Origin of the sequence: uncultured Tateyamaria sp. (assembly GCF_947503415.1) — a bacterium.
In the GTDB taxonomy this organism is placed as follows: Bacteria; Pseudomonadota; Alphaproteobacteria; order Rhodobacterales; family Rhodobacteraceae; genus Tateyamaria.
In genome coordinates, this window is the sequence record NZ_CANNDS010000004.1 from 196,730 (window position 1) to 217,952 (window position 21,223).

The following is a 21,223-nucleotide window of genomic DNA, read 5'->3' on the forward strand; positions in this document are numbered from 1 at the left end:
GGCGGTGCGGCGCAAGTGAGAAGGGGGGTGTCATACATCTCACGCAGAGGTGTTGGTTGTAGCATACTCTGTCACATGAATATGTTTGGAGTTGTTGTGCTGCCTCAGATGGTTCTGGAAAGGGCTATCGGTTCCTTCACAGTGGGCGATGTCGGAGGAGAGCTGAACGTCATCAGCTTTCAAATGCGACATAATCTAATCAAGCAGGAACGGCTGTGTTTGCCAGCTTGTCCAGCCCGCCGCGCGCCCGGTGCTGCCAGAACGCAGTGTCAAAGGGCAAGGCGGCGTATTGCAAGTGGGTCGTGGAGTGCGTGCGTTCGGCGGTGCGCGAAGCGAGTGCTTCGAACACCTTTGGTGCTTCCTTGTCACCTGCCAGCGCGTCTGCAGCGGCGTGGCCAGCAAAGAAACCACCTGACAACGCATTGAACAGGCCCTGGGACGAAATGGGGTCGAATGCAGCCGCTGCATCGCCTGTCGCATGCCATCCAGATCCAGACGCTTGATCCAGTACGGCGCTTCGGCAATCCATCAAGCGGGTGGGGCCCGTGGCATGCCGCACGTCGATCAGGTTCAATGTGTCGCGCGCCCGCGCAAGAAAGGCGGAGGGCGATCCGCTCACTTGCTTTGCGGTGCCGGAACTGGTGACGAACGCAACTGTTCCGCCAGCCTGAAGCGGGACGCTGTACCACCAGCCCTCTGCGACAGCCTCGGCCTGCATGACATTGGTTTTGGGACGAGGTGTTCGCCACAAAACGGCCACCAAATCAGGGCCGTGCAACACTGTTGCGGACTGCCGCCGCGCGATATGCGCTGGGCGGCCGGTGGCATCGATCACGTAGCGTGCGTGCAGGGTTGCCGTATCTGACCCGGTACCTGTTTTCACAAGCCACCCGCGCGCTGCCTTTTGGGCGTTTGTTATGCGCGCTTCGATGATGCGAACGCCAAGGTCGCACACTCGATGGACCATCGCGATGGAGAAGTGTTTGCGGTTGATGCCCCACCCGTGCAGCCCAAGCCCAGGATGCGCACCATGAGACTGCAAGCCCGCGGCACCCCAATGGCTTTCCACCGCGTCGATCTTAACCGCGCGCGCCAACGCGTGTTCCAGACCCAACCTGTGCACAATCGGCTCAGCACCCTGCGCAAGCAACTCCGCACGGGGTGCGGCAAGCCCACCGGCAGGGTCCACCACCGCAACGGAAACGCCCCGCTGTGCCAGAGCGGTCGCGGCGGCAAGCCCGGCGGGTCCACCTCCTGCAATCAAGACATCGAACATTACACTTCGCCGCGGCCCAGCCGCTCGAAGCTTTGCTCTTCCAGAATGTCCTCGGGTTCGGGTTCGGACCGCACGGCCATAGCCGCGACCTCGTGCTCCTTCCCCTGCAGCGCCACCACATCCTTGGCCAGTTTCAGGCTGGGATCGCCTTTGGTGAAGCTGGGCGACCGTCCCGTTTCGACGAAACAGGGATCAGGCAAGCCGGATCCTTCGGGCGGCGTGTGCGCTTCGACCAGTCCGGTCATCCACCACTTGTGAACCATGTTGTCGATCCGCTCCGCATAGCCCTTGCCTTGCAAATCACGCAGCCAGAAACGGCGGTTGCTGAAATGACGCTGAACTTGCAGGGGCGCCAGATCGGGCGTTGTCGCGATGTTGTAGGATTCGATCGGCACCACCTGATTGGGCACGCGCGCGCCCCAGAAGCTGGGCGAACTGAGATAGAGGCTGGGCGTGTAGACAAGGCCCGAGTTGCATGATGCCTCGTCCGTTTGCCAGGGCACGCCCATCCAGCGGGTCAGGCTGCCGGGTCCGGTTGGTCCCCACGGGCCGTCCCATGCCAAGGCCTGTTCGCGGGTCAGAACGTCGCCATAGTCCTGGCGCACCGCGTCTCCTTCGGGCAGTGGGCGCAACCGGTATGGCACCTTGGGGTCCCACATTGAGGCCAATCGCATGGGCCATGTCAGCTCGATCCCGGGGTGGAACGGGCCGCCCAAGCATTCGTGCAATGCTGCGCGATCCAATTCCCGAGGTTGATCTGCCATACAGATGTCTTCGAAGTTCGGGACAGTGGGGACGCCGTCCCAATCGGGCTCGAAATGCCCATCTGCCCAGTTCTGCAAGTGTTGATATTGCGTTCTGGTCAGGAAGAGATCTTCGCGCGCCGGATTTACCAACTCGCCCTTTTTGGGGCCGTCGAGGTAACGGTCGCCGTAGGTGTCGCCGTAGAACGGGGGCAATGCGGCGGGTTTCAATGCTTGGGTATTGCTGTCGCGGAACAGGTTGAACACGGCTTGACGGTAGGTGCTGCCCTCTTCGGTTGCGTCGTTCATCTGCGCGATGATGTCCGGATCGCGCGCGTCCAACGGTGTGCCTTGTCCCGCAAGCAACAGGATGCCGTCGCACACCCATTGATGGCCGGTCATCCGGTCAAAGATCGGCCAGATGTCGCGGCTGAAGCTTGTGCCTTCAGGTCGTTCCAGAATGCCTTCGTGGAAAAACAGGTCGCGCACCACGTCGTCCATGGTCACAACGCCAAACAAGCCGGGTCCGAAATTTGGTGGCGCGACAATGACATGCGCGGGGGTCGCTTCCATTGCGGTGCCGTCGATGGTCACCGTCGCCCGCACGGGTCCGTCGCTGGTGTCGTCGTGCCATCCATCGTTGTTGGCAAATGTCACGGGTTTGGTGCCCGGCACCAGCGGTTCTGACGTGCCGCGACCACCAAAGAACAAAAGCCGCCCGCTTGCGTCCGTTCTGAGTTCGCCCAGATACACCGGCTTGTCGAAAAACGTTCCATCGTCAAATGGCGCGGACACTTGGTTCGGACCACTGACATGACGTGCGGTTGGCCGAATGCTCAGGCGGGCGCGGTCGTCACCGTTGAAGGTCGCGTTGCGTTTCGGCGGTTCAAAGACCTGATCCGGCGGCAGGTCCATTGCGTGCTGAAAGTCGTACCACCCGGCCTTGAGATTCGCGATCTCGACCCTCCAGTTGATATCAGCGTCGGAGGCGGTGACCTCGCGCACCTCACCTGATTTCAGTGTCGCGTAGATGCGAAACCGCGCGACCTGACGCTTCATGCGCCCATGTTCGTCACGAAACCCGTCGGTGTCGTTTGGCGTTGCACCAATCACTTCGGGCGCAAGAAAATAACCGTCTTCGGCATTGCCGACGCGTGCCACGCCAATTGCGGGGTGTATGGAAATGCTTTCAATATCGTTGGCGTTCATATGGGGTCCTCCGGAAATGCTTTGGTGTGAATGACGCGAAAAAAATGCGGCAGCGTGGCTGCAGAATCGTTAGATGACTTCACGTTATGCGAGAAGTTGAATCCGTCAAAACACTCGTTTGCAGGAAAGCCCCGGGTGCGTATGCGTAATGCGCATTGGTCGCGAGAATACTGAAGCCGCCGGTTGCCTGCTTGCGGCGTCAGACTTGCACGGTCCCAGAATGGGCCTTGATTTAGCTGTCGCGCGAGAGTGTGACGTCAAATTCAACATGCAGGAACGGCTCGGTCACCGTCCCCGATAGGGCCATGCCTGCAGGAAACTCGGCTGCGGGGCGTTCCACATAGGTCATCACCAGATCGCTGCGCACGCCAAACACCGTGTCCTCGTCCAGATAGGGATCGTCGTCGGGGAAAATTTCGGTCACCAGCGACCGGTACCCGGGCGCTTTCACGATGTAATGCAGGTGCGAGGGGCGCCACGGATGCCGACCACAGGCGCGCAGGATATCCCCCACAGGTCCATCGGACGGCACCGTATATTCAACAGGCTTCACTGTGGTGAAGGCATAGCGCCCGTCATCGCCAACGGTCATCAAGGCATGGAAGGAATACGTGTCTTGATCGGCGTCTTGGCTGGCATAAAGCCCGTTGGGGGCTGTCTGCCAGATGTCCAGTTCGGCCCCTGGAATCGGGTTGCGGTCGGTGTCCTTTATGACGCCCTGCGCCAGCAGAAGTGGGCCACCATAGTCTCGCTTCATATCGCCGCCCACGGCGAGCGGTGGTGCGCCCGATACGTGGAACGGACCAAGCACAGAAGAACTTGTCGCTTCTGGCCGCGAATGCAGCATGTCGACCAGTGACGACAGTCCCAGCACGTCAGATGCCAGAATGAATTCGTGCCGGTCTTCGGATTCAATCGCCGCGCACCCTTCCAGAAACGCGATGCCCGCCCGCCATTCGTCATGGGTCAGATTTGTTTCGCGCGCGAAATCGTGCAGATGCTTGACCAACGCGCCCATGATCTCGCGCATGCGCGGATCGGTGTCCTCGGCCAGATAGTTCATGAAAACGTCGGTGATGTTGTCTTTGGTCACGGTGCGCATCTGCGATCTCCTTAGGTCAGGGCAAGGCTGAGGATCGGGAACTCGATAAGGATAAACAGCACGATCAGCATCACAAAGGCAAAGGGCAGGGCGCCCATGAACACATCCTTGAGAGAGATGCGGTCGTCGTTGATCGTGGATTTGATGACGAAACAGGATATGCCAAGAGGGGGCGTAAGTAGCCCGATCTCCGCCCCCACAACGGTGATGATCCCGAACCAGATCAGCGACATGTCCAGCGCTTCGACCAGTGGCAGGAACAGCGGCACAACGATCAGGATGATCGACGCGGTGTCCAGCAAAGTGCCCAGAAACAGCATCAACAGCACGTAAAGCAGCATGATTGTCCAGAAGGATGCGGCATTGCCCGCCAGCAGGTCTTGTAACTGGTTCGGCAGACCGGCAAGGCCCAGCATACGGCTGTAGATCGACGCAGCCGTGATCAGGAACAGGATGGCGGCGGTGATGTGTCCGGTCTCAAGCAAAGCGTCCCAGAATGCGCGTGGTGACATCGACTTGCGGACAAGGGCGATGATCAGGGCCACAAGAGCGCCAGCGGCCCCAGCCTCGACTGCCGTCAGCCAGCCGGTGTAGATGCCGCCAAGTACGACCATAATCAGAAACAGTGTGGGGAGGGTCTTGGACGCGATCTCGCGCCCGGACATCCATTCGGTGTCCTGCACCACGCGGCCTCCGACAAAGCCCGGTGTGAAGCGCCCCATGAACCAGATGGCTCCGACATAGGCAATGGCCAGCAGGATGCCCGGGATGACCCCGGCCAGGAACATGTCGCCCACCGATTGCTCGGCCACGAAAGAATAGATGATCAACATGGCAGAGGGCGGGATGATCATGCCCAGGACCGAACTGCCAGCGACCACGCCCACGGCAAAGCGCGGGTTGTAGTCCTGCGCCATCATCTGAGGCACGGACACTTTGGTAAAGACTGACGCCGACGCGATGGAGGATCCGGTCACGGCGGCAAAGACGGCATTGGCTCCGACCGTTGCCATGCCGATCCCGCCTTTGACCTTGCGAAAGCGCATGGTCATGACCTCGTATATATCCCTGCCCAAGCCCGCCTTGGACACGATCAACCCCATGAACGTGAACAGCGGGATGGTGGCAAAGCTGTACTCCATCGCGCTGTCACCGACGGCGACTTTCAGCAGGTTCAGCGCAAGGGTGAAGTTGTCGCGCATCAGCCAGATGGATACGAACGACACCATGCCAAGCGCCACGGGGATGTAGACGCCGGAATAGATCAGAAACACAATCGCGATGACCGAGATCAGGCCAATCTCAATCGGGGTCATGTGGGGGGCTCGTCGTGTTCAGGTGTACGGATCAACTGGGGACGATCCTGCGCTGTCACGACTTTCAGCACAAAGATCAGGCAGGCCAGTGCGGAGCCGACGGTAATCACCAGTTTCACGGGCCACCAGGGAAGGGTGAACAGGCCCGGCACGCCGAAGTAATCGTTGGTGTCCCACATGTGCAGGAACTCGGGGAAGGTGACGTAGGCAATCAGCGCCATGAAGATTGCCGAGATCGCATTGATGATCCGCCGGATGTTGGCTGTCAGGCCGGGACGGCGGCTGTGCATGAGGTTGAGGAACCCATCCGACCGCGTCAGCCGGTCCACCCGCACCACGTCCGCCAATTGCAGGAACACGATCAAGACGACCGAAAACTGCACCATCTCGTAGGTGCCACGGATGGGGGAGGAGAACACACCGCGTGCAATGACATCCGCGTTCAGCAAGATCACCAGCGCCAATACGACAAGCGTGCCCATTGCGTTGGTGGCGATGGCGAGGGTGTTGGCGACCCGCGACAGGCCAGCCACTGCGGACTTGAGCATGGATTGGCCCCTTTTGGTTGCGGGTCGCAGGTGCTGTTACTTGGCAGTCCAGTCACGTACCGGCGTGAATCCGGCGCTTTGGAGCTTGCCCAGATAGGCGGACAGCATGTCGGTGCCCGCTTCGCCCCGGTCGTTCAGGTTTGCCGCCCATTCCTGTGCCACATTCGGCATCGCATTGGCCCAGGCCGCGCGGTCCTCGGCCGACACGTCGACAATGGTGCCACCATCAGTCACATAGGCGTCGCGCGACGCTTCGGCCCGGTCCATCGCAATCCCTGCGACATGGTCACGATAGGCGATGGCCACCTCTTGCAGCACGTCCTTGACCGGATCGGGCAGACCCGCCCAGTAATCCGCATTCACCGTGATCGTCTTGGAATTCACAGCACCCAGATCAGCCTTGAGCATATAGGGGGCCACTTCAGCGATTTTAAAGGTCTTGGCGGCCTCGGGCCACAGCATCCCGCAATCCACGAGGCCCGTTTGCAGCATGTTGTAGAAGTCGGTCAGGCCACCACGCACACCCGCGGCGTCCTTGATGCCCTCAAGATAGCGCAGGTTCAGACCCGCACCGGCGATCTTCTTGCCCTCAAGGTCGGCCACGGAAGATACTTCGTCGGTGCAGAACACCTGATACGTGTCCAGCACAACGCCGGTGGCCAGATAGACTTGGTTCTGCGCGGCAAACTCGTTGTTCATGGCTGGAAATTCGCGCGCAATCTCGTCCACTGCCTGTGCCACGGCACGGGCGTCGGAGGCCACGAACGGCGTCGATCCGGAAATTCCCTGGCTGGGAAGTTTCGACGAATGGAAGATGGTCGTCACAATCCCGATATCGCCTAAACCCAGCTGAACACCTTCCAAAACGCCCTTTGGCTTGACGATGGAGCCGCCATAGTTTTCCTGCCAGTTCATCTTGTATTCGCCAGCCTCGGCCAGACGCTTGTCGACTTCGGGGATGAAGAAATTCGTGAACTCCTTCACCCACAGCGCGCGGTCAGGATAGCCGTCAATGACAACCGCGTTGATTGTGGTCTCTGCCATTGCGGGCAAGGCCATTGCGGTGGCGAATGCGGCACCGATCAGGCCTTTTTTGGTCCAGCGTTTCATGTGTCTCCTCCCAGAAAGTGGGGGCCTGTGCGGCCCTTTTGACATGTTCAGTTCGCCTTGACCCAGTTCACCGTCAGGTCGGTGCCAGCGGCATCAAACAGCTTGGCGATGGCGCAGTATTTGGCTGTCTCCTCGCCCACGCGGGTCAATTCGGCCTGACTGGCAGGGCCGTTGCAGTTCACGGTCAAGGTGATCTCGGGAAAGGGGACATCGATCTCCTCTTCCATCAAGACGCCGCGGCGGTCGAATTTGCAGTTGGCGTCAATGACGATCGTGCCCAGATCGATGCCCAGTCGGTGCGCGTTCTTGTGGCCGATCACGTTGGTGCATGCGATCAGCGCGGTCATGGCGGCTTCGGTCGGCGAGGGGCCCATGTTGGTGCCGCCGCGTTCCACCGGTTCATCAATCACGACATTCAAGTCGCGCACCGGAATTTCGGTTCTTGCGTGCGTGGGACACTGCGCTGTGGCGCGGTAGGTCACGACGGTTTTCATCTTGACGGCCATGTCTCTCTCCTCAGGCGAATGCGCAGGCTTCGTCGAACCCGAAGCGAGGCAGTTTCTGGAACAGCGCCGTTTCGTCCGCGTAGCCGATGTTGCACAGGAAATTCGATCTCAGCGATGTGCCGGCAAAGAACTCCTGATCGACATCGGCGTTCGAGAAACCGGACATGGCCCCGACATCCAGCCCCACGGCGCGGGCCGCGATCATGAAATACGCACCCTGCAACGTGCCGTTACGAAAGGCGGTTTCGGCGATGAACTGGTCCTTGCCCTCAAAGAAATGGCGGCGGTCTTCGTGCGGGAAGGTGAATGGCAGCTCTTTCCAGAATTCGAGGTCATGCGCGATGATCGCAGTCACTGGCGCGCCCATCATCTTCGCCACGTTGGCGGGCTTCAGTGACTTCGCAAGGCGCGCTTTGCCCTCTTCGGTTTTGACGAACACGAAGCGTGCAGGCAGCGTGTTCATGCTGGTCGCGCCGTTGATGGTGATCTCGTAAATCTCGTGCAGAAGGTCATCGGACACGGGCGCATCGGTCCACGCGTAATGCGAGCGCGCGCCCCGCAAGATCAGATCGATTGCGTCGTCGGACAGGCGTGCGAGGCGGCCTCGCAACGCACGGTGATCCGCCTGAGCCGTGGCGCGCAGGGCGTCCAGTTCTTCTCCGGTGGGGGCGTTCATGCGGCAGCTACCTTTGTGCTCATGTCCTTTTCGTCGATGACGGGGCTTGCGCAGATGCCGATCCCCTCAATCTCGATCTCGATCGTTTCTCCGGGTCTCAACCACCGTGGGTTGGGCTTTTTTGCGTGACCCACGCCCGGCGGCGTGCCCAGAGCGATCAGATCACCCGGTTCCAGCGTCGTGTATTCGGAAATGGTGGCGATGACCTGACGCACACCCCAGATCATGTTCGAGGTATTGGAGCTTTGCAGGATCTCATCCCCCACGCGGCTTTCAATTTTCAGGCCGGATGCACCTTCGGGAACTTCATCCTGCGTGACGGTGAAGGGGCCAATGGCACCGGTGGCATCAAAATTCTTGCCCGGCGTCCACTGGTGTGTCTTGCGTTGATAATTGCGCACCGACCCGTCGTTGAAAACAGTGTAGCCAAAGACATGATCCAGCGCGTCGGCTTCCGAGATGTGGCGACCGCCCTTGCCGACGATCAACATCAGTTCAGCCTCGTAATCCAATTGCTCGGAACATGTGGGGCGCACCATCGGCTGACCCGCAGCCATGATCGAGTTTCTGCCGCGCATGAACAGGGCAGGGTAGTCGGGGATGTCGTAGCCGCCCTCCTTGATGTGCTCCACGTAATTTAGGCCAAGGCAGATGATCGTACCGGGGGTCGCCACGGGCAACGCAGGTGTAATTGACGACACCTGCACAGCGGGTGCGTCTGCTATGTCGCCTGCGATCCGGGTCAGCAGATCAGGTGCCGATATCACCCCCATCAGGTCCGATCCGACCGCTGGGTTCAACGCAGTCAGATTCACCGCTGTATCTCCATTTACGGCAAAGACGGCCGTGCCGCCCGGCACTTCGCCCACCAGAAATTTCATAATGCCATCCTTGTCAGTTCACGGAATTTCTGCCTACAATATTAGCAACTGTCAATAAATATCGATATTTTTGGAGTGTGGCATGGTTGCTTGGGCGGACTACAAGGCGGAAGCCAAAAGCAGGGGCGCGTTGGCCTTTGAGGTGTATGTGGCACACAGCACACCCGCCAAATCACCAGAAGAGATCAAGGCGGTGCTGCCCGATCACCTCGATTACATCGCCGGGTTGGAGCGGAGCGGCAAACTGGCTTTTGCAGGTCCCATGTCCGATGAAACGGGCGAGCACATGCAGGGGATGGGCATGCTCGTTCTGCGCGCCGACAGCCTGGAGGACGCTCAAGCGCTGGCGGAAGGCGACCCGATGCACAAAAGCGGCGCGCGTAGTTTCGTGCTTCGGCGCTGGATGATCAACGAGGGATCAATTTCGCTGCAAGTGGGGTTGTCCACGGGCGATGTGACGTTCAGGTAGTGACATATATTTACCACGGCGCAGATAGGCGCACCTGCGTCAGGGGCACGCGACATGAATATCTTGCAAGAGACAGGGAACAAGGAAACCTCAGCGACGCGCAGCTCGTATCTGAAATTGCGCCAGATGATCCTGACCGGTGAGCTGCCGCCGGGCCAAAAGCTCAAGATCGAACAATTGCGCGCCTTGCTGATTACCGGCGCCAGCCCCGTGCGCGAGGCGCTCAGCTTGCTCACGTCCGACATGCTGGTGGAGCGGATTGATCAGCGCGGATTTAGAGCGGCGCCCGTAGGCAAGGCAAACTTCGAAGAGATACTCACGCTGCGGTGCACTTTGGAAGAGATGGCCCTTCGCGCATCGATCGCGCATGCCGATGCGGCATGGGAAGAACAGCTGGTCCTGCGCCATCACCATATGAAAAAAGCCAAGCAACGGGGGGCTGCCGATTTCGAGGTCGCGCACAAAGCCTTTCATATGGCGCTGTTGGACAACGCGCACATGCCCATGCTGGAACGCTATTGTTCGCAACTTTACGATCTGAATATCCGCTATCGGAATCTGGCGGCAGGCGAGCCGAACTATGAAAAACGCAGTATCGCGGCGGAGCATCAGGAAATTCTGGAAGCCGCACTGGATCATGATGCAGATGTCGCCACGGCTTTGCTGATCAGCCATTACCGTCGCACCGGGGAATACCTAAGCCGCCAAATGGACGATTAGCGGGTAGCGCAATTGGTCACACTAGGGCGGTGTCCTGGCGCATTAGGCGTCGCCGACATTCCGAACCGGTATGCCAAAACCCCCGGCGAATGGCGTTGTGGTCGCTCTGAATACGCCCAGTACGACAGGTCGTTCCAAACGATCAATGACATCCCGGCTGGAGATAAGAACGCCGTCCTTGGATCTTGCCTGCGGCTTTGGGCAGAGCGTCGTTTCGGCCTTGGTAAGCGTTGGCAAAGATGCCGGTTTTGGGGAAAGCGAAGCCTACGTTCGACGCAAAGCGCGCCGCTTCAAGCATCCACTCAAATCCGTGGTGATGGACGCTTTGTCGTGCAGAGCGATGGACATAGTTTGCAAGATCGTTATGCGTTTTGCCCAGCCTGACTTTCGAAAAAAACGCTGAAAAACAATTCATTGAGAGGCTATCTAGGGGCTCAGATCAATCCCATGAGCGCAGGATCATATTCGTAGCTTATCAGGTTCTCGAATCCGTCTTCGGTGACCAGCACCTGATCTTCGAGCTTGATGGTGAAATCGCCTCCGACTTCACCAACGGCGGCCTCGACACACAGGACCATGCCGGGTTCCAGCGCGTAGTCGAATGATCCGGGCACGGCCTTGTCCGGATAGGCGACCAGCGGCCACTCATCACACAGTCCGACGCCGTGCATCAGACAACCGTATTTCTGTGCCTGGAATTTGTCGTCTAGAACGTGGGTATTTGCGGTCAATTCGGGGATCGTCACACCCGGTTTGATCATGTCCATGTTTTGCATGATGTGTTCATGCGCATGCTGCATGGCGTAGATCATATCGGGCCGCGGTTTCTGATCGCCAATCCACCAGCTGCGCGAGATATCCACGCAGATGCCGTAGCTGCCGATCAAGTCGGTGTCGAATGAGATGATCTCGTTTTGTTGGCACACCCGCGGACCGCATTCCTGGAACCACGGGTTGGTACGTGGGCCTGAGCTGAGCAGGCGGGTTTCGATCCACTCACCGCCGCGCCGAATGTTTTCTGCGTGCATCACGGCCCAGATGTCATCTTCGCAGGTGTGACGGTCACCCACATTGGCGCGGGCGAAATCCTCCATCGCCTGGACTGACTTTTCGCACGCGTCGACAGCACAGCGCATCGCCAAAATCTCATCAGTGCCTTTGATACTCCGTGCCTTTTCAGTGACTTCCTCGCCGTCTTTGATGTCAAAGCCTTGTGCTTGGAGGGCATGCGCGCCGTGCAGCATGATCTTGTCCACCGCCAGGCGGGCGTTTGAGGGTGCATGTTCTGCCAGAAGCTCCCGCACTTCGTTTGCGAAGGCGTCTGCCTTGATGTCGATCTTGTCCCCGGCTGCGAAGTAGAACAGCGACGCGCCACCGCGCACCTCTTTGACCAGCGGGTTGAACGACGACAGGAACGGGGCGTTCTTGTAGTCCCAGATGACCATGTGAGCATCGGCGCAGATCAATACGGCCCTGAAGGGGTTGTGCGTGTTCCAAAGCTGCATATTGGTCGAGTCGGTCGCATAGCGGATGTTGAGCGGGTCAAACATGAGCAGACCGGCATAGTCGCGATCGACGATATGCTGTGTCAGGCGGCGCCAGCGATATTCACGCATGTTGGCAAGGTTCGGAAGCGTGAGACCTGCGGACTTCCATTCTGTGAATGCCAGATGGGTGGGGCCGATTTCGATCCGGTTTGCATCATTTGGCGTGCCATCGCCCAAGGTCGCCCCGCTGTTGGGGTCGATCTTGCGGGTGTCGCGGTAGTGCTGGTTCATCGTGCTTCCTTCCCTTAGGTCAGGTTGCCGCGTAATTTTTCAGCAGAATTGCCCGTTTCCGACGTGCGCGCGGCGTTTTTTCGACGGGTTGCGTTTTGGTGGGCCGCTTGGTCAAGGTGGTGCCATGGGATTTGGTCATGATGCAGCATTGATTGAGGAGGTGGTGCGGTACCGAGACCCAGCCTTCGCCAATGTACCGCCGAAGGTTTTATCCGACGCTGTTCATGAGATGAAGACGCGCGCCAAGCAGAACGATTTGGAGGCGTTTCTGTTGGCTGCCATGCGGACGATGGCCGTTGCTGGCAATGCGCACAGTCGGCTCATTCCAAACGCTGCCATATCGGTACTGCCGTTGCGATTTGTGCTGCGGGACAATGACTTGTGCGTGGTGCGCGAGGATGTCGCCGTCAGGGTGTTGACGGTGAATGGCACCGGCATCGCGCACATCATGTCTGTGTGGCGTGCGTCGTTGTCCGGTCCCGCTGTGCGGCGATTGGTGCTGAGTGGCTTGATGCTGGCTTGGCCCGCCGCCTTGGCCGAAGCTGGCGTGATCGGGCCGGACTATGATTATGCGTTGGCAGATGGAACGCAGGTTGTGGTGTCTTCAAAGGAAATCACTTCAGCCAGTCGATACTTTTCAGAGAATGAGACGGGGGCCTTGCTGCCCGGCGCGGATGCTTATCCGCAGCCCTTGGTCGTGCGCGAGAGCGCATTTTGGCGTGTTCGTTTGGCGGATCTGAAGACGCTGACCACCTACGATATCACTCAGGTTGTGAGGACTTTGCAATCGAACCCATCCGGCGTGATTGTTGATTTGCGCGGGAATCCGGGGGGTAGTTTTCTCACAGCACTGCCGCTCGTGCACATGCTTCGGGATGCAGGCCAATGGATACGGTGCGCGGTGCTTGTGAATGGATACACGTTCTCTGCGGCTTTGGTCGTTGCCGCGCTGATCGCGTCCCATTTGGGACAGCGCGCTGCGCTGATCGGCTCGGACATGGGGGACGACCTGGCATTCTGGGCGGAGGGGGATCTGCTGCAATTGCCGGATAGCGGTGCCAAACTTCGATACTCCAGCGCATGGCACGATTGGCAAACGGGCGTAGCAGATGCCACAACACCGCCGGAGATTGAAGCCCATTTGGTGGCTGCTGGTGTCCTACCGGTTCAGCGTGTTTTGGAAGCAGAACAAGAAGATGTGGCCCGTGCATTCGTATTGAAGGGGTGAGGTTCTTTTCCGTCGGATCAGAGCATGGCAAAACGCGGCATGACTTTAATCCTGCAGCGGCATTTGCCGGATGATATGCGCCTGACCCGCGCCTTGCCCGGGATACAGCCCGAAGCTGGCCCATGGCTTCGCGTGGATGACGCCTATGCCGCGCAGATGGTGCGACGGCAGGCATTGTTGGAAAAGCAACCGTACGATGTGCTTTATCTGGACCGAGCTGCCCGACCCGCAGCTTTGGAGTTGCTGGACACGGTGTTGAACACCTTGCCTGACCTGGGCTTCGAGGTCGGACCCCATACGGTAACTTGCCCGGACGGTCGGCTGGTCAGATTGGCACGTGACACCCCCCTGAACACGCTTGGGCACTTGTGCCAGAACGATTTTGTTCTGATGGAGAAGCGCGGGGTAGAACACGTCTTGACAGGCGCAGTTCTGTGCTTACCGGCCTCATGGCGCTTGTCGGAAAAGGCCGGGCGACCGTTGATCGACATTCATGTTCCGGTGGGCGAGTACACCGCAGACGTTGCGCGCCGGGTGCAGCGGCTTTTCGACGGGATACAGGTGGGACGGCCGCTCTGGCGGTTTAATCAGCTTTGGTACGAAAATCCCGAATTGTTCCAACCGCGCTCGCAATCGGAGCCCCGGCGGGTTGGTGCCGGACTGTCCAAAGGACCATATTACCGGACCGAACGGCAGACGCTTTTGCGCCTGCCGCAGACCCGTGCGGTGGTTTTCGCCATTCACACATTTGTTTTGGCGCGCGGTGACGTCCCCGCGCTGCGCTAGACGCTGTCACCCGCCAGCCCATGCATCATGTATGACCACATGGGGTTGTCCATTCGACGTGACCCGCAAGGTGCGACCTGTGCGGTCCACCACACAATTCACCTGCTTGCGCCAAGCCGAAAAGTGCGAGGATGTCACAACATCAATGGCGTCATCGAACCTGAGCGTAAGCGCGTGATGTCCACCGGGCATGAGGCGCGCCGATTTGACCATGCCCGCGAACCGATGGCCGAGATAGCGACCAGACACACGTTGCCCGGGGCGATAGCCCTGATGCGGGTCGTCCTGAGCGCGCGCGCTCAAAGTGTTCCAGTCTCTTGCACCCCACTGGTGGGCGACCGCCTCAAGCGCCTGCGCGTGTGTGCAAGCCGTGCCTGCCGCGTTCAAAGTTGCGCGCAACCGCTTGGCCTGCACCTTGAGGGCTGCGCGGGAAGGAAGGGGGATATCCATATCCGTCTCCAATCTTCGGTCGCGTGATGTGGGCGTTCGGGGCTCCGCATTGCCGTGCCTGCGACCTTGAATAGGGTCGGACTGTCAGGACTTCACCACAGTGCGGAGGGCAGGGGCCTGAACCCTGATGGCGCTTTAGGCGGACGTGGCCGCATTGGCAAGGCTTTTCAAGCGGCGGCCAATATCCCGTTTGTCCCGTACGGACGCTATCCGTCGATCCGTGCGCCCATGATCGCTATGGCCTGCTGGTAGACGGTTGCCGCGTTCCACTGTTTGATCACAGCGAAGTTCGGTTGCCCCTGCTGATACCCACTTCCCGGTTTCCACCCTTTTTGCCGCAAGAAGTTGGCCGTGGAGGCAAGGGCATCCGTCTGGTTGTAAAGGTCCACACGGCCATCGCCATTGGCATCTATTCCATAAGTCAGCGCGTTGCCGGGCAGGAACTGTGTGTGTCCCAGTTCGCCATGTTTAGCACCTTTGGTGCTACCGGTGATCGACCCTTGGTCCACCAGTTTCAGAGCCCCGATGGCATGCGGTTTAAAGAAATCCGAGCGGCGGCAGTCATATGTCAGCGTCACGATGGCCGATACAACCGAGCTGTCGCCCATGAAGCCGCCAAATGCAGTCTCCATCCCGTGGATGGCAATCAACACACCTGACGGGACGCCATATTGGCGTTCAAGCGCTGCATAAAAGTCAGGGTTACGCGCCTTGCGCTTGCGTCCTTGTGCGACAATCGTATCAGCACCGCGGATCTGCATGAATTTGTCGAGAGAGTACCGAAACGACTTTTGGTTGCGGTCTGCGGCAATGGTGCGCGTCGCGTATTGCGCATTTGCCAGGGCCTGCAAGCCGGGGGACTGAACGCCAGCCCGCTGGGCGTCAGCGGCAAAGGATGATTTCCATGTGTCAAAGCCCGCGGATGTATTCCCACACTGCGCCAAAGCGCCTTGCGCCAGGGTCATACCAACCGCAGCGCACGCACCGCGCGCCCAAATAGTCATGCGCATTTCCAGCCTCCCGAATACCATACCGTTTCAGGATAACGTGTTGACCCACGCAAGCCCAAGTTCTTTTTTGATGGTCTCACGCCATGTGGGTGAGAATGAGATGCAGGCCCATAATGACGGAAGCGGCGATGCAAATGCGAAAGCAAAATTGTGTAGCGGACATAACGAGCACCCAAAAACAACACTGGTTTAAAATACAGGTATGATCGTGGATGGCGCAATTTGATGCAAGTCAGGAATATATGACCTTTTCCATTTAGCCTTTTCGGAACCGATGGTGCGATGAAAATTCATGCGAAGGCGGGCCGTCCCGTCGCATCAGCGAACACCAAGCGTTCGAGGGCGGTCAGTTGTGCGTTGCGCGAGACGGCGCAGCGGTGTCAGTCTTTCACGAAGTGCTTTTCAGCCAGTGCTTCCAGTCCTTCGATATTCATGGCTTTTTTCTGATTTTCGACCATCCGTCGCTGACCCTCGTCGCTGGCCCAGTATCTCCCTTCTTCTTCGGAGAGCGTGCCCATGTTGAACCGGAGCATGACGCTTTCATTCTCGCGGCGTGCTGCGCGCCGTTCCGGGTCATTGGTGGCGGGCGCATACGCGACGGCCATCGCCTTTGCGCCAAAGATCACATTGTCGATGACATGTTTGTTCTTGGTGTACGTCATGGTCCCGAAAAAGGCCGCAGTCGGCAGACCAACAAGGACCGCAACACCCAGCAGGATCAGTTTCAGTCCGCCACCTCGCGGGTTTCTGTCGGGACGCTTGTGACCAGATGGGCCTGAAGAGGGAGGTGGTGCCGCGGCAGCCTTCTTTGCCTCCAGCCGAGCCAGCCGATCTTTAAAATCCTGTGACATGTGTCTCTTTTCCCCGAAGTAACGAGTTGATTGCGAGACCGCTATTCGGTGATCCCCGGCCATCGTGTTCTTCGATAAGAAGCATCAGCACTGCGGCAGACATGGGAAATTATTCAGGCTCTTTTGGGACAAACGAAAAGGGCGCCCGAAACGGGCGCCCTTGAATGTCGTCTGTCTGAAGGATCAGCAGCTGTAATACATGCCGAACTCGACCGGGTGGGGCGTGTGTTCGTATGTTTCGATCTCTTCCATCTTCAGCGCGATGTAGCCTTCGATCTGGTCCTTGGTGAACACGTCACCGGCCAGAAGGAAGTCCATGTCGGCTTCCAGTTCACCCATTGCTTCGCGCAGCGAACCACAGACCGTCGGGATACCAGCCAGCTCTTCTGGTGGCAGATCGTACAGGTCCTTGTCCGACGGCTCGCCCGGATGGATCTTGTTCTGGATGCCGTCAAGGCCAGCCATCAGCAGCGCTGCGAAGCACAGATAGGGGTTGGCACTTGGGTCGGGGAAGCGGGCCTCGACGCGCTTGGCTTTGGGCGACTCGGTCCATGGGATCCGGACACAGCCCGAGCGGTTACGGGCCGAGTAGGCGCGCAGCACGGGGGCTTCAAAGCCGGGGATCAGACGCTTGTAGCTGTTGGTCGATGGGTTGGTGAAGGCGTTCAGTGCCTTGGCGTGCTTCAGGATGCCGCCGATGAAGAACAACGCTTCGTCGCTGAGGTCAGCATATTTGTCACCCGCAAAGAGCGGCTTGCCATCTTTCCAGATCGACATGTTCACGTGCATGCCAGTACCGTTGTCGCCCGCGATTGGCTTGGGCATGAACGTGGCCGATTTGCCGTAGGCGGCGGCAACGTTGTGAATGACGTACTTGTACTTCTGCAGTTCGTCCGCTTGCTTGGTCAGGCTGTCAAAGATCAGGCCCAGCTCGTGCTGGCACGACGCCACTTCGTGGTGGTGCTTGTCGACCTTCATGCCCAAGCGCTTCATGGTGCTCAGCATTTCGGAGCGCAGGTCCTGGCTTTCGTCCGTGGGGTTCACAGGGAAGTAGCCGCCCTTGACGCCGGGACGGTGGCCCATGTTGCCCATCTCGTACTCGGTGTCTGTGTTCCACGACGCGTCTGTTGCGTCCACTTCGTAGGATACCTTGTTGATGCTGTTGGAATAACGCACATCGTCAAAGAGGAAGAATTCCGCTTCTGGACCCATATAAGCTGCGTCGCCGATACCTGTGGACTTCAGGTAGGCTTCGGCTTTCTCGGCCGTGCCGCGCGGGTCACGCTCATAGGCTTCGCCTGTGTCGGGCTCAACGATCGAGCAGTGCACACAGATCGTCTTTTCCGCATAGAAAGGATCGACATAGGCGCTGGCCTGGTCGGGCATCAGTTTCATGTCCGACGCTTCGATGGACTTCCAGCCCGCGATGGACGAGCCGTCAAACATAAAGCCTTCTTCGAGGAAGTCTTCGTCGACCTGGTCGGCCATGACGGTCACGTGCTGCAGCTTGCCACGCGGGTCTGTGAAACGGATGTCGACGTACTCGGCGCCTTCTTCCTTGATCATGTCGAGAACGGGGTTGGCCATTTCCTATGGGTCCTTCCTGTCTTGGAATTGAATTACAGTGCGTCCGAGCCGGTCTCGCCGGTCCGGATGCGAATTGTCTGTTCGATGGGTGTGACAAAGATTTTGCCGTCGCCGATCTTTTCGGTCTTGGCGGCATCGACGATGGCTTGGATGGCAGCATCGACCTGATCGTCATCCAGGACGACCTCGACCTTCACCTTGGGCAGGAAGTCGACCACATATTCGGCGCCGCGGTAAAGTTCCGTGTGGCCCTTTTGGCGACCGAAGCCTTTGACCTCGATGACAGACAACCCTTGTACGCCGACCTCTTGCAGAGCCTCTTTGACTTCATCAAGCTTGAAGGGCTTGATGATTGCTTCGATCTTTTTCATGGGGCTTGCCTCCCTTTGTCGCGCCTTGGTTGGGATGGACCACTTCTTGGTTTGGGGCGTCCATGGGATGAGGTAGAGTTTGTATGTGATGCAACGGTATTGTGAAGGGCGCGCTGTAAAAGTAATCGATGCGCACAAAAAATAGGCGAAATAAAAACTTTGAGGAAATGCATATGACCGAGCTGCTGACCGCCGCCCAGATGCGCGCCATCGAACAGGCCGCGATTGAGTCGGGGCAGGTGACGGGCCTTGAGTTGATGGAACGCGCGGGTGCGGGCGTGGTCGAGGCTGTTTTGGAGGAATGGCCGGAATTGGGCGAGGGCGCGCACCGTGCCGTAGTGCTGTGCGGGCCTGGGAACAATGGCGGCGACGGGTTTGTCGTGGCGCGGTTGCTTAAGGAGCGCGGGTGGAATGTTGAGGTTTTCTTTTATGGAGATCAACAGGCCTTGCCGCCGGATGCAAAGTCAAACTTCACTCAGTGGCTCACATTGGGAAGTGTGTATTTCTTGGGTTTTCCGCGTCTAGCTGAGCAAGACGGCGTTGTTTTTCAAACAGCCACATTTGCTCAAAGCAAAACCGAGGTCTTGATTGATGCCCTCTTTGGCATCGGCCTAAGCCGATCACTAGCCGCTCTCGAGCCCATACTGGGATGCATTGAGCCAAACCTGAATCTCTGGGACAAGGAATGGGGTTGGCCGCACCTTGTCTCGATAGATGTTCCAAGCGGGCTAAATGAAAGTGGTAGACTTGGGACCGGAAACGAAATTTTTGTCGCTGACTTAACAGTCACATTTCATGCTGAAAAAAAGATGCATGTCAGTGATCCCGACATATGCGGAAAAGTCGTCGCAAAAGACATTGGCTTGCATGGCTAGCACATCAACCAACCGGCCCTCCGGGGTGTCAGCCCCGGATCGCGCCCGACCCGCCCCCCAAGGCGGGCGCGATGCGCCCACCCTCGGGTCGGGCGCGATCCTAAGTTCGGACGCGGTGCGGGTTGTTGAAGCGCCCACGTCTTTGGCAAAGGTAACGGGCCACAAGTTCGACCACGGTCACGCCTTGATCCTGTCAGGTGGTGCCGGGCGTACAGGCGCTGCCCGTCTGGTCGCGCGCGGGGCGCTGCGGATCGGGGCGGGCCTGGTCACGCTTGCCGTGCCGCCCGCAGCGCAGATGGAGGTGGCGTCGCAGATCACCGCCCTCATGCTGTCGCGTGTGGGGGATGCCGGCGCGCTGAACGCAGTGCTGGAGGATGAGCGGATCAACGCCCTGTGCCTGGGTCCCGGTCTGGGGTTCGAACGGGCCCGCGCGTTGGTGCCGGTGGCGGTGCGCATCAAGCGCGCACCCCACGTGGTGCTCGATGCGGACGCGTTGAGCGCTTATGCGGATGATCCAGCGGAGTTGTGCGACATGTTGCATGAGCGCTGTGTGCTGACGCCCCATGGGGGCGAGTTTGCGCGGCTGTTTCCTGACATTGCCGAAAAGCTGAACGCGATCCCGGACCAAGGGCCTGCCTATTCCAAGGTCGATGCGACCCGAGAGGCGGCGGCACGGTGTGGTGCGGTCGTACTCTTCAAAGGACCGGACACTGTGATCGCCCATCCGGATGGGCGCTGTTCTGTCCACGCGGCAGCTTATGGCCGCGAAGCGCCGTGGCTGGCCACAGCAGGCGCGGGGGACGTTCTTGCGGGGTTCATCACCGGGCTTCTGGCGCGTGAGTTTGATCCGATGGCGGCCTGCGAGACGGCGGTCTGGTTGCATGTCGAGTGCGCGCGCGTTTTCGGCCCCGGTTTGATTGCCGAGGACTTGCCTGAACTCTTGCCGCAGGTTTTGCGGGGGCTGGAGGCCTAAGCCGCCTGCGCCCCGGTCATGGTCATCGCAGGGACCGACAATTCCAAACCATCAGCGTAGACCACGTGCGGGGCCTCGAACCCCAAGCGTACCAGCGTCATCTCGCGCGAACCCAATGATATGATGAATTCGTCGTCAATCAGGCAGCCTGCGGGCATGACGGCCTGTGCTGCACCACGGAGCGCCTGAGCACGCCAATCGCGAACAAGCACCATCTGGGCGGCTGGAATGATCACATGGTGCGAAGGCTTGGTGTCGCCCAAGGACCCGGCCGCGATCTTAACCGCCTCGTCCGTCGTGCGATAGGACTGGATCGCAGTCAGTCGAACCGAACCTGCGTTCCGGGTTATGATGCGATCCCCGGGCGAGAGATACTCGACCGGAATTTCACCGTCTGCTGTCAGCAAAAGGGTGCCGGACACAAGTCCGACATGAGCAATATCAATGCGCAAAGGGGGCATCCGCCCGCCGATTTCGCGCCCGACCGTATTCGGCTTCATGGCGTCTCTTTCTGTAACCTGCCTCTAGGTTAGGATCACAATAGCTGAACACGCCTTTAATGTCGCGTGATTTTTCTTCAATTACGTCTCGCTTCCCAGCATGTGCTTTGCTAAGGGATGCGGCGTTGCGGGCGTGGCGGAATTGGTAGACGCACCAGATTTAGGTTCTGGCGCCGCAAGGTGTGGGAGTTCGAGTCTCCCCGCCCGCACCACGAGATACCGGGCTGCCGCCGTTGGCGCCTTGCAATCGTTCTGGTT

Annotated in this window: 21 protein-coding genes, 1 tRNA gene and 1 pseudogene; 7 read left to right on the plus strand and 16 right to left on the minus strand. The window is 59.0% G+C overall.

All coding sequences use genetic code 11. The annotated features are described in order from the left end of the window. Positions 1-199: 199 nt before the first annotated feature. From Q1A32_RS19875 to Q1A32_RS19915, 9 genes are all read right to left on the minus strand, one after another. A complete protein-coding gene (locus tag Q1A32_RS19875; protein ID WP_299657254.1) occupies positions 200-1,276 on the minus strand; it encodes an NAD(P)/FAD-dependent oxidoreductase in 1,077 nt (358 codons plus the stop codon). Beyond that, positions 1,276-3,228 carry a LodA/GoxA family CTQ-dependent oxidase gene (locus Q1A32_RS19880; protein WP_299657257.1) on the minus strand — a complete coding sequence of 651 codons (1,953 nt, stop codon included), beginning with the start codon at positions 3,226-3,228 and terminating at the stop codon, positions 1,276-1,278. Before Q1A32_RS19880 ends, Q1A32_RS19875 begins: the two co-directional genes overlap by 1 nt. 232 nt (positions 3,229-3,460) lie before the next feature. Then, entirely contained in the window at positions 3,461-4,330 is an 870-nt protein-coding gene (locus Q1A32_RS19885; RefSeq protein WP_299657260.1) for a dioxygenase, read from the minus strand. Positions 4,331-4,341: 11 nt separating this feature from the next. Further along, positions 4,342-5,646, minus strand: coding sequence for a TRAP transporter large permease (locus Q1A32_RS19890; RefSeq protein WP_299657263.1), 1,305 nt, complete (start codon positions 5,644-5,646; stop codon positions 4,342-4,344). Continuing rightward, positions 5,643-6,194 carry a TRAP transporter small permease subunit gene (locus Q1A32_RS19895; protein ID WP_299657266.1) on the minus strand — a complete coding sequence of 184 codons (552 nt, stop codon included), beginning with the start codon at positions 6,192-6,194 and terminating at the stop codon, positions 5,643-5,645. Before Q1A32_RS19895 ends, Q1A32_RS19890 begins: the two co-directional genes overlap by 4 nt. Positions 6,195-6,230: 36 nt before the next feature. Continuing rightward, positions 6,231-7,304: a C4-dicarboxylate TRAP transporter substrate-binding protein gene (locus tag Q1A32_RS19900; RefSeq protein WP_299657269.1), complete on the minus strand. Its 1,074-nt coding sequence runs from the start codon at positions 7,302-7,304 to the stop codon at positions 6,231-6,233. A gap of 47 nt (positions 7,305-7,351) precedes the next feature. Further along, entirely contained in the window at positions 7,352-7,810 is a 459-nt protein-coding gene (locus Q1A32_RS19905; protein WP_299657272.1) for an OsmC family protein, read from the minus strand. A 10-nt stretch (positions 7,811-7,820) separates the two neighbouring features. Beyond that, positions 7,821-8,486, minus strand: a complete 666-nt coding sequence (locus tag Q1A32_RS19910; protein WP_299657275.1) for a malonic semialdehyde reductase — start codon at positions 8,484-8,486, stop codon at positions 7,821-7,823. Next, on the minus strand, positions 8,483-9,367 hold the full coding sequence (locus tag Q1A32_RS19915) for a fumarylacetoacetate hydrolase family protein (RefSeq protein ID WP_299657277.1): 885 nt from the start codon (positions 9,365-9,367) through the stop codon (positions 8,483-8,485). Before Q1A32_RS19915 ends, Q1A32_RS19910 begins: the two co-directional genes overlap by 4 nt. 82 nt (positions 9,368-9,449) lie before the next feature. Between Q1A32_RS19915 and Q1A32_RS19920 the strand changes: the two genes are divergently transcribed. Beyond that, positions 9,450-9,836 (plus strand): YciI family protein, encoded by a 387-nt coding sequence (locus Q1A32_RS19920; RefSeq protein WP_299657279.1) that lies wholly within the window; start codon positions 9,450-9,452, stop codon positions 9,834-9,836. Positions 9,837-9,890: 54 nt separating this feature from the next. Beyond that, complete coding sequence (locus Q1A32_RS19925) at positions 9,891-10,556, plus strand: GntR family transcriptional regulator (RefSeq protein WP_299657281.1); 666 nt, start codon at positions 9,891-9,893, stop codon at positions 10,554-10,556. 434 nt (positions 10,557-10,990) lie between these two features. On the opposite strand, the gene dddP is transcribed toward Q1A32_RS19925, so the two are convergent. Next, on the minus strand, positions 10,991-12,334 hold the full coding sequence (gene dddP / locus Q1A32_RS19930; protein WP_299657283.1) for a dimethylsulfonioproprionate lyase DddP: 1,344 nt from the start codon (positions 12,332-12,334) through the stop codon (positions 10,991-10,993). A gap of 124 nt (positions 12,335-12,458) precedes the next feature. Between dddP and Q1A32_RS19935 the strand changes: the two genes are divergently transcribed. Together Q1A32_RS19935 and Q1A32_RS19940 are read left to right on the plus strand one after the other, a co-directional pair. Beyond that, entirely contained in the window at positions 12,459-13,562 is a 1,104-nt protein-coding gene (locus Q1A32_RS19935; protein ID WP_299657285.1) for a S41 family peptidase, read from the plus strand. A 24-nt stretch (positions 13,563-13,586) separates the two neighbouring features. Next, complete coding sequence (locus Q1A32_RS19940) at positions 13,587-14,348, plus strand: DUF3445 domain-containing protein (protein WP_299657287.1); 762 nt, start codon at positions 13,587-13,589, stop codon at positions 14,346-14,348. A gap of 6 nt (positions 14,349-14,354) precedes the next feature. Here Q1A32_RS19940 and Q1A32_RS19945 read toward each other — a convergent pair whose 3' ends face one another. From Q1A32_RS19945 to Q1A32_RS19965, 5 genes are all read right to left on the minus strand, one after another. Beyond that, positions 14,355-14,798: a glyoxalase superfamily protein gene (locus Q1A32_RS19945; protein ID WP_299657289.1), complete on the minus strand. Its 444-nt coding sequence runs from the start codon at positions 14,796-14,798 to the stop codon at positions 14,355-14,357. A gap of 206 nt (positions 14,799-15,004) precedes the next feature. Continuing rightward, the gene (locus Q1A32_RS19950) at positions 15,005-15,763 is read right to left on the minus strand and encodes a lytic transglycosylase domain-containing protein (protein ID WP_299657628.1); all 759 of its coding nucleotides are present in this window, start codon (positions 15,761-15,763) and stop codon (positions 15,005-15,007) included. Between the two features lie 425 nt (positions 15,764-16,188). Continuing rightward, positions 16,189-16,722: a hypothetical protein gene (locus tag Q1A32_RS19955; protein ID WP_299657291.1), complete on the minus strand. Its 534-nt coding sequence runs from the start codon at positions 16,720-16,722 to the stop codon at positions 16,189-16,191. Positions 16,723-16,842: 120 nt separating this feature from the next. Continuing rightward, positions 16,843-18,246, minus strand: coding sequence for a type I glutamate--ammonia ligase (gene glnA, locus Q1A32_RS19960; RefSeq protein ID WP_299657293.1), 1,404 nt, complete (start codon positions 18,244-18,246; stop codon positions 16,843-16,845). A gap of 32 nt (positions 18,247-18,278) precedes the next feature. Then, positions 18,279-18,617 carry a P-II family nitrogen regulator gene (locus Q1A32_RS19965; protein ID WP_299614140.1) on the minus strand — a complete coding sequence of 113 codons (339 nt, stop codon included), beginning with the start codon at positions 18,615-18,617 and terminating at the stop codon, positions 18,279-18,281. Between the two features lie 173 nt (positions 18,618-18,790). Between Q1A32_RS19965 and Q1A32_RS24060 the strand changes: the two genes are divergently transcribed. Beyond that, complete coding sequence (locus Q1A32_RS24060; RefSeq protein ID WP_366141246.1) at positions 18,791-19,492, plus strand: NAD(P)H-hydrate epimerase; 702 nt, start codon at positions 18,791-18,793, stop codon at positions 19,490-19,492. Between the two features lie 160 nt (positions 19,493-19,652). After that, positions 19,653-20,465, plus strand: a pseudogene (locus tag Q1A32_RS24065) (NAD(P)H-hydrate dehydratase); the annotation flags it as partial. Here Q1A32_RS24065 and Q1A32_RS19975 read toward each other — a convergent pair. Further along, on the minus strand, positions 20,462-20,965 hold the full coding sequence (locus tag Q1A32_RS19975) for a Hint domain-containing protein (RefSeq protein WP_299657295.1): 504 nt from the start codon (positions 20,963-20,965) through the stop codon (positions 20,462-20,464). The pseudogene Q1A32_RS24065 and the gene Q1A32_RS19975 overlap by 4 nt on opposite strands. 127 nt (positions 20,966-21,092) lie before the next feature. Between Q1A32_RS19975 and Q1A32_RS19980 the strand changes: the two genes are divergently transcribed. Continuing rightward, a tRNA-Leu gene (locus tag Q1A32_RS19980) sits at positions 21,093-21,177 on the plus strand. The last annotated feature ends 46 nt before the right edge of the window (positions 21,178-21,223 follow it).